Raw genomic sequence first — 13,162 nt, forward strand, 5'->3', positions numbered from 1 at the left:
TAGTATTTAATTAGTATTAGTGAAAAGGGGTCAAGCATTTATGGAGAGAAATAATTTCGAGGAAATAGACGTAAGAGAGATTTTCTTCTTACTTCTGAGGAAATGGTACGTAGTTGCTGCATGTTTTATATTTGTTACTGTTTCAACTTTTCTAATCACAAGTTACTATTTAACACCCATTTACAGATCAGAGGCTACATTGTTTTTAGGAAAAGAAAGCGGCAATGTAGGAGGACTAAGTATAGGGGATATACAACTAAACAACCAGCTTATCGCTGACTACAGGGAACTTTTAAAATCGAGGACTGTTGCAGAAAGAGTTGGTGAAAAACTCAATGTAAGTCCGTCAAAACTTCTTAGTAATGTAGATGTAAGGACAGTTAAAGACTCCAGGATATTTAAGATTAGTTATGAAGACAGCAACCCAACCCTTGCAAGGGATGTGGTAAATGAGCTGTCAAATGAAATTCAAGAACTGGCGGCAGATATTATAGAAGTTAAAAATGTGATGGTGGTAGACGAAGCAAATATGCCGAATTCACCGGTTAAACCTAACAAGAAGATGAATGTTGCAGTTGCAGGATTGTTGGGGATTGTACTTGGTGTAGGGCTTATTCTAGTTCTGGAGTTTGTTGACCACACATTTAAGAAGCCGGATGAGGTAGAAAGATATCTAAGTCTTAATGTGGTGGGAACTATTCCTAAGTTTAAAGGCGGTAAAAGAGGAAAGAGCAAAGCCAAGAACAGGAGAGAATTGGAAAAAGAGTACCTTAAAAACCTTATTACTAAAAACGATCCGAAGGCTGCAGCTACAGAAGCCTTTAGAGAACTTAGGACAAACCTTCACTATATAAATATTGATAAAGAAGTAAAGACAATGGTGGTAACAAGCCCGTCCATGGGAGATGGAAAATCTGTAACTGCTGCAAACTTAGCAGTTATATTAGCTAAGTCGGGCAAGAGGGTTCTTATTGTGGATGCTGACCTTAGAAAGCCTAAAGTGCACCATTACTTTGGAGTTAAAAACAATATAGGACTGACAAGCATCCTTACTGACACGAAAGAGGATATTAAAGCTAAGGCAATAGAAAAGACGGAAATTTCAAACCTGGATATAATAACAAGCGGCCCTGTACCACCTAATCCATATGAAATGCTGAGTTCTAACAAGATGCAGAGTTTCGTTGAAAAAGTTAAAGGTGAGTATGATATAGTTATATTTGATACACCTCCGGTGGGACAAGTTACAGACGCAGCAATTTTGGCAGGATTAGCTGACGGGACTATATTGGTTCTGGCATGCGCAGGCACCAGGATTGATATGGCGAAGCGGGCATGTAAAGCCCTTGAAGGTGTAAACGCAAATATGATTGGAGCTGTTCTTACTAAAATTGATTTTAGAAAGACATCCTACTACGGTTACAGTTACAGCTATCAATATGATTAAATTCACACAATGCCATATATCAGCATTTTATGATATTATTGATTTTCTCATGATAAAGTGTTATGGTAATTTTATGGAAGAATATTAAAAAATTTATAGAGATATAGATAAAAGATAATAGAGTTAGATAGGACTAAATTGGGGGTATATCTAATAAAAATGGAGAACGGCATATAACTAGTTTTAGAAATTAAACGACATAGTTTTCTAGGGGATTTTCTTTAGAGTACAGAATGCATGAGTAATAACTCTATAAAAAAATATTTAAAAATATAAAAATGATATGCATTGGGGGATTTAGGAATGTATGCTGTAGTCGGAAGACTTATTAAGGGCTTTAATCTCAATTTAACCTACAGAAGATGGCTTTTACTATTACTTGATATTGTACTTATAAATCTTGCATCTTTGGGCGCAGTGTTTTTAAGAACCGACTTTAGAATACCTGAAATATATCTTGCCAGCATTCAAAAAACGTACATAATCACAACACTTGTCCTAATAGCAGTATTCCGTCTCTTTAACTTGTATAAAAGCGTTTGGCGTTATGCAAGTATAGAAGAGATGAATAATGTAATATTCGCATCAGTAGTTGGGGGCGGAATACTATTTGTCCTATACGAACATATTCTCAACATCGATTTTCCAAGAAGTTATTACATCTTAATGCCAATATTACTCGTAATACTTGTAGGTGGGATGAGATTTTCTTATCGTGCCCTGAGACGCATAAAAAATGTGTACTTTAACGGACTTTTGTCTGAGCGGAAAAGGGTCATGATTGTAGGTGGGGGAGAAGCAGGTTCATTAGTGATTCAAGAGCTTTTCGACAACCCACAGCTTTTGAAGTATCCTGTAGCTGTTATTGATGACAATCCTCAAAAGAACCGTGCAAAAATCCACGGTGTTCCGGTTTTAGGAACAAGGGAAGATATACACTGGGTTGTAAAAGCAAAAAGAATTGATGAAATAATAATTGCCATCCCTTCAGCCAGCAAAAGTGAAATACGGGAACTGGTGAATATTTGTAAAGAAACAAAGTGCAAATTAAAGACCATACCCGGAGTATTTGAATTAATAAATGGACAAGTAGATATAAAGAAAATCAGGGATGTGAATATTGAAGATTTACTAGGGAGGGATCCCGTAAAGGTAAATTTAGCGGAGATATGCAATTATTTAAGCTCTGAAGTAGTGCTGGTAACCGGTGGCGGTGGTTCAATAGGAACAGAGCTTTGCCGCCAGATAGCACGTTTTAGTCCCAAACAGCTTATTATACTTGACATTTATGAGAATAACGCTTATGAAATACAACAGGAGCTAATTAGAAATCACAAAAATTTAAATCTTGAAGTTGTAATTGCTTCAATAAGAGACAGAAAAAGAATGGAGAGTGTTTTCAAAAAGTACAAGCCGGGGGTTGTATTCCATGCCGCAGCACACAAGCATGTGCCATTAATGGAAGCAAATCCGACTGAGGCCATTAAAAATAACGTTTTTGGTACATTGAACGTGGCTGAGTGTGCTGACAAATACGGTACCAAACGCTTTGTACTGATATCTACAGACAAGGCGGTAAATCCAACTAATATAATGGGTGCAACCAAGAGGACGGCAGAAATGATTATACAGTCTCTTGACAGAAGAAGCAAGACAGAATTTGTGGCTGTCCGTTTTGGAAATGTATTAGGAAGCAACGGAAGCGTTATTCCACAGTTTAAAAAGCAAATAGCTGAAGGCGGTCCTGTAACGGTGACTCATCCTGAGATAATACGTTATTTTATGACAATACCTGAAGCAGTTCAATTGGTTATACAAGCCGGCTCCATGGCAAAGGGAGGAGAAATATTTATACTTGACATGGGAGAGCCTGTTAAAATTGTGGATTTGGCAAGAGATCTTATAAGGCTTTCCGGTTTTGAACCTGATAAAGACATAAAGATACATTATACAGGCCTGCGTCCGGGAGAAAAGCTTTATGAGGAATTGCTGCTTGCAGAAGAAGGAATTTCTCAGACAAGGCATGAAAAGATTTTTATTGGAAAGCCGATTTCAATAGACAGCGATGAATTGTATAATAAATTGAACTGGTTAAAAGAAGCTATTGCACATGAAAGACCTGATGATATTGAAAAAATAATGCGGTGTATTGTACCTGAATATAAAAAGGCGGATACCCAAAAGTCAAAAAAGGTTGGATAGCATAGCTATTTAGAAAACAAAACTGTGAGCCATTGAAAACGGATATTTCTTTTAGTATAATAATATTTCAGATACAGGCAGGATTATAGTTTGTACCAATAAAGGACAGGTTTTGGTTTCAGATGAAGAAAGAACAGAACTAAAAGAAGCTTTTACCTTTAAAGCCGGCTATACTCAAAACACATGGGGGCATGATAAATATAAAAACTATATTTTATTGGCCAGTTATGGAAAACATAATGCCGATAATCCGCCCAGAGAGGTCTACCTTTCAAAGGATCATGGTGAAACGTGGGAGAAGATTTTTGACAAGCCAATTTCAAAGATGCTTGACCCTGGTTATTATCACATACATGATGTAGCATTTGATCCCTATTCAAACATGATTCTTATTTCTGTTGGAGACGGAGTAAACAGGCAGATTCATTATTCTTATGATTTTGGAAAGACGTGGCATGATGTGTTTGATGAAAGGGTTTATGACAAAGTAAACATGGCGCCGATACACCCTACATCCATTTTGCCCTTTCCGGACGGCATTGCTTTTGGAAGTGATGAATTGCCGGAAGGCATATCCTGGTGGAAAAGACCTGAAAACGTTGAAAAACCTGAAATCAGGTGGGAAGATATTGAGTATAAAATAACTTTTGGGAAGGCAAACGATAATTTGATTGGTACATATGCCACTAAAGGTGATACCCTTGAAGTAAACGGACAGGTTTTGGGGGTAATGCCCTTCCGCAACCATGATACCAAAACAGAAGGTCATACCAGATTGTTTGCCACAGGTGACGGCGGGCAAAGCTGGCATGAAATATTCAGGGAAGCTGAGTGGAGTCCGGATTATAAAGGTTTTTTCAATGCCTTTCTTCGTGAGGAAAACGGAAATGTTTATATTTATGCAGCATATTCAAAATTTGGGAATGTATATGCATGGAAGGCACAAATGCCGGATTTTTCTGAGAATAATAAATTAGAAACATATTCATTAATATATGATGAAAACGGAGCTGACTTAGGCAAGGCACCGGTAGACTTAAACTGTTATTTCAGCGGGGATGTTGCAGTGGTAAATAACAGCGGTTCCCTGAAAAAAAACGGACATGTTTTTTCCTGTTGGAATACAAAAGCAGACGGGAGCGGAAAGGATTATAATGCATGGGATGCCATAACTGTAGAGGATCAGAACATTGTTTTATATGCTAAATGGGAAGCTGCACCCGGTGCGGATGTATTTATTGAAAGAGCTGAGTCTGAGGAAAGCCCGTATAAGGCATTGGCAGTTTATGAAGAGGGAATTGAATTTTATCCGTCAGATATCAGATTTTATGAAGGAATTAACAAAAGCTTAAATACGATACTGTCATGGGCAATGTCCAGCCATCAGAGAGGGAATTTTTCCACGGCAATGTCAAGTTATAACAGAGTGATTAACTGTAAATGGGCGGACAGCTTGCTGGCAGAAAGGGCAAAAGCTTTATTTGACTTAGCAAAGGAAAATAAATTAATTGATACGGCAGATTCTATTGCTGAACATGCAAAATCAGCGAACAGTCCGTATAAGGCATTGAGTATATATGAAGAAGGTTTGTTAATATACCCGCAAAACTCCATATTAATAAACGGAGCAAATGAAAGTGCAAAAATCATTCTGTCATGGTGTGAGGGCAGCATAAAAAGAGGGGATATTTATTCTGCCAAATCAGGATATAGAAGAGTTGCAAACAGTAAATGGGTTGATGAAGACATAAAACTTAGGGCAATAACATTATTAAATTACACGGAAAATCCGAATAACGTTATTGAGCATGCAAAATCAGCGGACAGTCCGTATAAGGCATTGAGTATATATGAAGAAGGGCTGTTGATTTACCCGCAAAACTCTAAATTAATAAACGGAGTAAATGAAAGTGCAAAAATCATTTTGGATTGGAGCAAAAAAAGCTACATGAGGGGCAGTTTCAGTTCTGCAATCCATGGTTACAATACTGTTTTAAAAAGCCGGTGGGCAGAAGAAGAACTGAAGCATGAGGCTGAAATTTTATTAAATTATGCCAGGGAAGGGGTTTTATTTAACGGGGTGAATTAAAAAAAACCTCAGTAACACTTGCAGGTGTTTCCGAAAAGTACTTTTATACAGCCTTCTTTTTTGTATTCGGTGTTGTTTTTGATATAATATGTTTTATGAGATTAGTAAAAAAATATAGATATAGTTTTAAGGAGGAAATGTATTTTAATGAAAAAAATTATGGTAGTCTTTGGAACAAGGCCGGAAGCTATTAAAATGTGTCCCCTTGTAAAAGAATTAAAATCCAGAGATGAGCTGGAAACTGTTGTTTGTGTAACGGGTCAGCACAGGGAAATGCTGGATCAAGTGCTTGAGGCTTTTGATGTGGTACCGGATTATGATTTATCCATAATGAAAGAAAAACAGACGTTATTTGACGTTGCTGTAAATATTTTAGAAAGGATGAAGGCTGTTTTAGAAGAGGTCAGGCCGGATGTTGTATTGGTGCATGGCGATACATCAACAACTTTTGTAACTGCATTGGCGTGTTTTTATCTGCAGATACAGGTAGGGCATGTTGAAGCGGGACTCAGGACATATAATATTTACTCACCGTATCCTGAGGAATTCAACCGCCAGGCTGTCGGCATTATATCCAATTATAATTTTGCCCCCACGGAAGTTTCAAAAAACAACCTTATAAAAGAAGGAAAGAATCCAGAAACTATTTTTGTTACAGGAAACACAGCTATAGATGCACTTAAAACCACCGTAAGGAAAGAATACACCCATGAACATTTAGAATGGGCATCTGACAGCAGGCTTATTATGATAACGGCTCACAGAAGAGAGAATCTTGGAGAGCCGATGAGAAATATGTTCAGGGCAATTAAGAGAATCATTGATGAAAAGCCCGACATTAAAGCCATTTATCCAATTCATATGAACCCTTTGGTGAGGGAAGCAGCCGGTGAGATATTTGGAAATACAGACAGAATAAGAATTATAGAACCTTTGGATGTTTTAGATTTTCACAATTTCCTTGCAAGGTCATATTTAATTTTAACAGACAGCGGGGGAATACAAGAGGAAGCTCCAAGCCTTGGCAAGCCTGTTCTGGTAATGAGGGATACCACAGAACGGCCTGAAGGAATTGCGGCAGGAACTTTAAAACTTGTAGGAACTGATGAAGAAGTTATATATAATACCTTTAAACTGCTTCTTGAGGATAAAGAGGAATATGAAAAAATGAGCAAGGCAAGCAATCCATATGGTGATGGATTTGCAAGCAGGAGGATTGCTGATATATTGTGCGGTTGCTATAAAGAATAAGGTTTATTTGTAAAAAGAGCGATGTACAGTCAGCAGGATACAGCCGGGTGTGTATCGCTTTTTTTGTGCAGCGATATTTATTCACCCTAATAAAACTTTTCTCATATATATGCTATATGGGAAGGGGTGACATGATGAATATATTGGTTACCGGCGGAGCGGGTATAGGGTCTCATTTATGTAAAGAACTTCTTAAAAGAAAATGCAATGTAGTTGTAGTTGATAATTTTGATAATTTGTACAGTCCCAAAATAAAAGAAAATAATATTATTGATATAAAGAATTTTATGTATTGTAAAAATATTATACAGGACGCGTTTAAGGTTATTAAATGTGATATAAGAGATATTTTTAAAATAAATCAGATATTTAGTGAAGAAAAAACAGACATTGTCGTTCATTTAGCCGCCATGGCAGGGGTGCGGCCGTCTATAACCGATCCTTTGACTTATACGGATGTAAATGTTAAAGGAACGGTAAATCTTTTAGAAATGTGCAAAAAATATAAAGTGAATAAATTTGTGTTTGCATCTTCCTCTTCAGTTTACGGAAACAATGATAAAGTTCCTTTTTCAGAAGAAGACAGCGCCGGCTGTCCAATTTCTCCTTATGCAGCTTCTAAAAGAGCAGGGGAGCTTTTTTGTTATACTTATCACCAATTATTTAATATTGATGTGGCAGCGTTAAGATTTTTTACCGTGTACGGGCCGGGACAAAGGCCTGATCTTGCTATACATAAGTTTACAAAACTAATATTTGACGGTGAGGAAATTCCTTTCTATGGAGACGGATTGTCCGAGAGGGATTATACATATATTGATGATATTATAGACGGAATTATAAGAACCATTGAGTGGATTAATAAAGAAAATGGCAGGTTTGAAATTTTTAATCTTGGAAAATCCCATACAGTTAGTTTAAAAACAATGGTTGAGCTGCTTGAGAGGTCAATCGGCAAAAAGGCAGTAATTAAAAAACTGCCTGCGCAGTCAGGGGATGTTAAAAGAACCTGTGCAGACATAAAAAAAGCAAGGGAAATTCTTGGCTACAACCCTTCCACAGACATTGAGACAGGAATTAACAGATTCATTGAGTGGTACATAAAAATTTGTTTGTGAGGGTTGAAACATGTATAAGATAGCCGTTGTGGGAACCGGATATGTGGGACTTGTAACAGGAGCCGGTCTTTCAGATTTTGGAATGAATGTTATATGTGTGGATAATGATTATAAAAAAATTGAAGATCTTAAAAACGGGATTATTCCAATTTTTGAGCCGGGACTTTCTCCTATAGTTGAAAGAAATACTTATTATAAAAGGCTTACCTTTACAACAGATATTAAAAGGGCAGTGGAAGAATGCCGGGTTATTTTTATAGCAGTAGGTACACCTCCACAGGATGACGGCAGTGCAGATTTAAAATATGTGGAGCAGGTTGCAAAGGACATTGGAAAAAATATGAATGAATACAAGGTGATTGTAAATAAAAGTACAGTACCTGTCGGAACGGCTAAAAAGGTGAGGGAACTTATTGAGGAAAAGCTAAAGCAAAGGGGCGTTAATTTCCCGGTTGACGTGGTTTCAAATCCTGAGTTTTTGAGAGAGGGTACCGCCGTACATGACTTTTGCCGCCCTGACAGGGTGGTTATTGGTTCAGACTCACAAAAGGCTGTGGAAATTATGAAACAGGTATATAACGTACTGTATCAAAATGACATTCCTTTTATGCTGACTAATAATGAAACTGCAGAAATGATAAAATATGCTTCCAACGCTTTTTTGGCAATGAAGATAACTTATATAAATGAAATAGCAAATCTTTGCGAGAAGTTAGGGGCAAATGTACAGGATGTGGCAGAAGGAATGGGGAAAGACAGAAGGATTAGTCCTGAGTTTTTAAAGCCGGGTCCGGGTTATGGAGGCAGTTGTTTTCCAAAGGATACTATAGCTCTTGTCAATATGGGTAAACAATATGGTTTTCCGGTAACATTAATTGAACAGACTGTCAGGGCAAATGAAAATCAAAAAAAGCTTATGGCACAAAAGATAGAAAAGGTTATGGGGGATTTGGAGGGGAAAGAGATGGCAATACTGGGGCTTGCCTTTAAGCCAAATACAAATGATATGAGGGAGGCACCGTCAATTACAATATTAAAATATATTATTAAAAAAGGTGCAAGGGTTAAGGCTTATGACCCCGCCTCAATGGAGGAAGCCAAGTGGAGGCTTTCAGATATTAATGATAAAATAAAATATTGTAAAGATGAATATGAGGCTATAGATAAAAGTGACGGAGTGGTTATCTTAACTGAATGGGACCGGTTTAAACGTCTTGATATTAAAAAGGTTAAAGAATTACTAAAAGAGCCGTACTTTTTTGATTTTAGGAATATATATGAAAGATCCGCTATGGAGAGTTATGGATTTAAGTATAGCGGGGTGGGACAATGATTCAGATATATAATTATACAAATTATGTCAAGCGGCAACGTGGTTTTGACAAGTATGCATTAATGTGGATAACTTTTTAAAAATTATGTAGAAATTTGTATTATTTTATGATAGACTATAGGGGAGGAGGAATTATATTTATGTGTGATGTATATGAGCAGTTTTTTAAAGTTCAAAAAAAAATATTGACTTTATAGAAAAAACTGATTTTACAGATCCAGAAGATATTACAAAAACAATAAAATATTTTAAATGGCTTGAAAAAAAGAATGATTTAATTCAAAATGAGAATGATATAATAGTTCCTCAAACATTTTTACCGAATACAATTACTGATTATCAGTACCAAACACTAATACCAAGTAGACAAGCATATGTAAATAAATTTTATCAAAAATTGAATTCTGAAGATTCTGTTTTTACAATTAATAATACACTTACTATAAATACGGTTTTAAATCAAATTAGTAATGCAATTAATATTGCAGGAGTGAGATAAAAGTAAGATAAATAAACTTTTAAATTTTTATTGCAAAAGAGAACAAAATATGTTATTATATTATTAGCATAAATAAATGATTATTTTGAAAGGGTCTATGACTCGTATTTTTTTTTGAAAGTGAGCTACCAGTAATGGTAGCTTTCGTCGTTAATTCAATTAAATTTATCTCTAAAGTTTTCATATATAAGTATTAAATTTTAGTATAATATAATTGTAGGACACTAAACTGATTTTGATGATAGGGTTCTTTTGAACTCGCAAGTTTATTTGAAAGTGAGCTACCAGTAATGGTAGCTCTCGTAAGTAATCTTGATATCTACAATAAAGAAAAGAATCATATTCAAAATTTTTAGATAATACAGTACAAGCTTATGCTGAGCCTGATAAGTTAATTAATAATTTAATAACAATTCTTTTTTCATAAAATACACTGTCATGTTTTATTAATTTGAGAAAAAAAGGTAAGTTTCCAAAAGCAAAAAAAGTAGTATAATGTAGTGTATAAACAGAAGATACTTTTAGACTGGATTGGTGTGAGGAAATATGATGTTTATAGACAAAAAAATAATTTTAATGCTGCACAAATTTGTATCAAAAAAAAAGAGGCTTAAAAAAGCCTTGGACCTTATAAATTTAGTTTCTGTAATTATTTTTATTACTTTATACTCATTATGTGCTTTAATGCTGCTGATTTCTTTGGACCGGCGCTTGATAAAATTTCTTTTAATACCCGCACTGGTACTTTTGGTTGTAACTATACTAAGAAAAGCAATAAACAGAAAAAGGCCTTTTGAGGCACTTGAAATTGAGCCGGCAATGGAACATGATGCAGGATGTTCCTTTCCCAGCAGACATGCTTCATCAGCTATGATTATTGCTCTTTCTGTATATTGGAATAATCCAATAGCAGGAGGCGTATTGATTTTTTTTGCTTTGCTTACCGCCGTTACCAGGGTGTTAGCAGGGGTACACTACCCAATTGATGTTTTAGCAGGCATTATTATTTCTATTTTGTTTTCAATATTATTTTATATATAAGTGTTATATATAAATGCTATATAATGATATATAGTGTTATATATTATTTATAATTATCTTTTGTATAATTTTCCTGAAGGACTTTACATAAATTTTCCCGAAGCCTTTTTCATATCCAGCCCCAAAATGTTTAATTTTTCATTAATTTTGTTTTCTTCCACAGACCTTTTAATTTTTAATGTGGTGGTCTTTGCCAAGTCCTCATAAGTCATTATAAAATGTCTTATTATTTTATACAGAGGTAGAGTCCGGTTTATCTCTCTGATAGCATTTTCAAACCCGGCAGAGAGTACCTCATCAGGCGGTAGTTCTCCTTTTTCCGCCAATATTGCTTCCTTATCTACAACAAGTTTTGCACATACCTGAATGTCCCCTCCGGGAGAAGGATGACCCCAGGCAAAGGAATCTTTTATACCGGGAATTTCATTTAGAAGCACTTCGTATTCCTCCGGAAATGCCTTTTTGCCGTTTGCAAATACAATCATGGATTTAGCACGGCCCCGTATGCTTATATACCCGTCTCCATCAATAATCCCTAAATCACCGGTTCTAAGCCAGCCTTTCTCATCCAAAACTTTTTTGGTTTCACTTTCATCCTCGTAATATCCCATCATTACATTAGGACCTCTTATGATAATTTCACCTAAACCGTCTTCATCCGGCGAATCAATTGCCACTTCCACATCTGCCAAAGGAAAACCTATTGTTCCGAATTTATTAAAAAACTCATAATTTACAGATACAACAGGTGATGTTTCGGTAAGACCATATCCCTGAAGAAGGTTTAAGCCGATTTTGTCAAACCAGGCGATTACTTCTGAGTCTAAAGGTGCAGCACCGGAAACGGCAATTCTAAGGCGCGGCCCGAATTGTTTAAACAGGCTTTTAAACAGTTTCCTGCGTATATCAATTTTTAAAAGTCTTAATAGTTGGGATATTTTTATGAGGGTGTTAACCAATCCGGTTTTTCCTGATTTTTCTATTCCTTTGATTAGTTTTCTGTGCATGGCTTCAAAAATAGCCGGTACAGCTACTAAAATAGATGCCTCATATTCTATAAGATTTTGCGCTATATATTTAATACCCTCACAGTAAGCTATACATACACCCCTGTGTATCATAAAAAGCAGTCCCACTGTGTTTTCAAATGTGTGATGCAGGGGAAGCAGTGAAAGGTGTACATCCCCGGGACCTACATAAATACAGGATGAAAGGCTGGTTACATTGCCTGCAATGTTGGAATGGGAAAGCATCACACCTTTTGATATATTTGTTGTACCTGAAGTAAAAAGGAGTACTGACATTTTGCCCTTGTCAATTTCTGCGTCTATAAAACTTCTGTCACCTTTATCAAGGAGTTTTTTACCCCTGTCAATTAAATCAGGCAAAGTTAAAAACTTATCATTTGGTTTGTCTATATCGCCGTCAATGCATATATAGTATTTGATATTTTCATTTGTTTCAGATATTTCAGTCATAGTTTGGTGATAAGGTTTACTGTAAAATATGGCACTAACTTTTCCCCGTTCAATTAAATTGATTATTTCATTAGGAGGCAGATACTTATCCATGGGTACCGCCACACCTGTAGCATTGACAATGGAAAGGTAACATAATCCCCATTCGTACCTGTTCTCGCTTATTATTGCTATTTTTGAGTTTTTTAATCCCAGTGACAATAGAGAAGTGCCAAGATAGTCTATTTCCCTGTCAAATTCCACATATGTTTTTCCAACTATATTGCCGTTCTTATCCTTGAACTTAAATCCTATGGAACCCCCGTAGTTTTTTACACTTTCTTTTACCAGTGTTTTAAGATTATCTACAGGCTGAGGTTGGTAATATCCCAATCCTTTAACAATGCGCCTGTCATTTTCAAAGTAAATCTCTACACATTTACTCATGATTTTTCTCCCTATAAAAACTTAATTATGACCTGATAATAATTATACTTTAAAATTAAATCTCAGGCAATATTGAATTTTGAAATTTTTAATGCATTTTATGTAAAGTTAAAATATATAAGTGGTACGTAAGTATAATGAAGCATAATTAATATATTCGACAAAATATGTGATATTATTTATTGGATTTTTTGCACAAAACATATTGAAGTATCCTTTTTGTGTGATATAATATTTATGGTCAAAATTACCAATGTACAATTTTTTACACGCCGGAA

General features: G+C 35.7%; 8 protein-coding genes. 7 read left to right on the top strand and 1 reads right to left on the bottom strand.

Features of this window, described 5'->3' with window-relative positions; all coding sequences use genetic code 11:
* The first annotated feature begins 19 nt into the window (after window positions 1-19).
* From HVS_RS06130 to HVS_RS06160, 7 genes are all read left to right on the top strand, one after another.
* Window positions 20-1,447: a tyrosine-protein kinase domain-containing protein gene (locus tag HVS_RS06130; protein ID WP_242971699.1), complete on the top strand. Its 1,428-nt coding sequence runs from the start codon at window positions 20-22 to the stop codon at window positions 1,445-1,447.
* Between the two features lie 303 nt (window positions 1,448-1,750).
* Complete coding sequence (locus tag HVS_RS06135; protein ID WP_101300235.1) at window positions 1,751-3,649, top strand: polysaccharide biosynthesis protein; 1,899 nt, start codon at window positions 1,751-1,753, stop codon at window positions 3,647-3,649.
* Window positions 3,650-3,761: 112 nt separating this feature from the next.
* The gene (locus tag HVS_RS06140) at window positions 3,762-5,738 is read left to right on the top strand and encodes an InlB B-repeat-containing protein (protein ID WP_101300237.1); all 1,977 of its coding nucleotides are present in this window, start codon (window positions 3,762-3,764) and stop codon (window positions 5,736-5,738) included.
* 147 nt (window positions 5,739-5,885) lie between these two features.
* Window positions 5,886-6,989 (top strand): non-hydrolyzing UDP-N-acetylglucosamine 2-epimerase, encoded by a 1,104-nt coding sequence (gene wecB, locus HVS_RS06145; RefSeq protein ID WP_101300240.1) that lies wholly within the window; start codon window positions 5,886-5,888, stop codon window positions 6,987-6,989.
* 134 nt (window positions 6,990-7,123) lie between these two features.
* On the top strand, window positions 7,124-8,107 hold the full coding sequence (locus HVS_RS06150; protein WP_101300242.1) for a GDP-mannose 4,6-dehydratase: 984 nt from the start codon (window positions 7,124-7,126) through the stop codon (window positions 8,105-8,107).
* Window positions 8,108-8,117: 10 nt separating this feature from the next.
* A complete protein-coding gene (locus HVS_RS06155) occupies window positions 8,118-9,440 on the top strand; it encodes a UDP-glucose dehydrogenase family protein (protein WP_101300244.1) in 1,323 nt (440 codons plus the stop codon).
* Between the two features lie 1,048 nt (window positions 9,441-10,488).
* Window positions 10,489-10,980, top strand: coding sequence for a phosphatase PAP2 family protein (locus HVS_RS06160; RefSeq protein ID WP_159063408.1), 492 nt, complete (start codon window positions 10,489-10,491; stop codon window positions 10,978-10,980).
* A gap of 83 nt (window positions 10,981-11,063) precedes the next feature.
* Here the strand turns inward: HVS_RS06160 and HVS_RS06165 are convergent, their stop codons facing one another.
* On the bottom strand, window positions 11,064-12,884 hold the full coding sequence (locus HVS_RS06165; RefSeq protein ID WP_101300248.1) for an AMP-dependent synthetase/ligase: 1,821 nt from the start codon (window positions 12,882-12,884) through the stop codon (window positions 11,064-11,066).
* Window positions 12,885-13,162 lie beyond the last annotated feature (278 nt).

Origin of the sequence: Acetivibrio saccincola, from assembly GCF_002844395.1 — a bacterium.
GTDB lineage: Bacteria > Bacillota > Clostridia > Acetivibrionales > Acetivibrionaceae > Herbivorax > Herbivorax saccincola.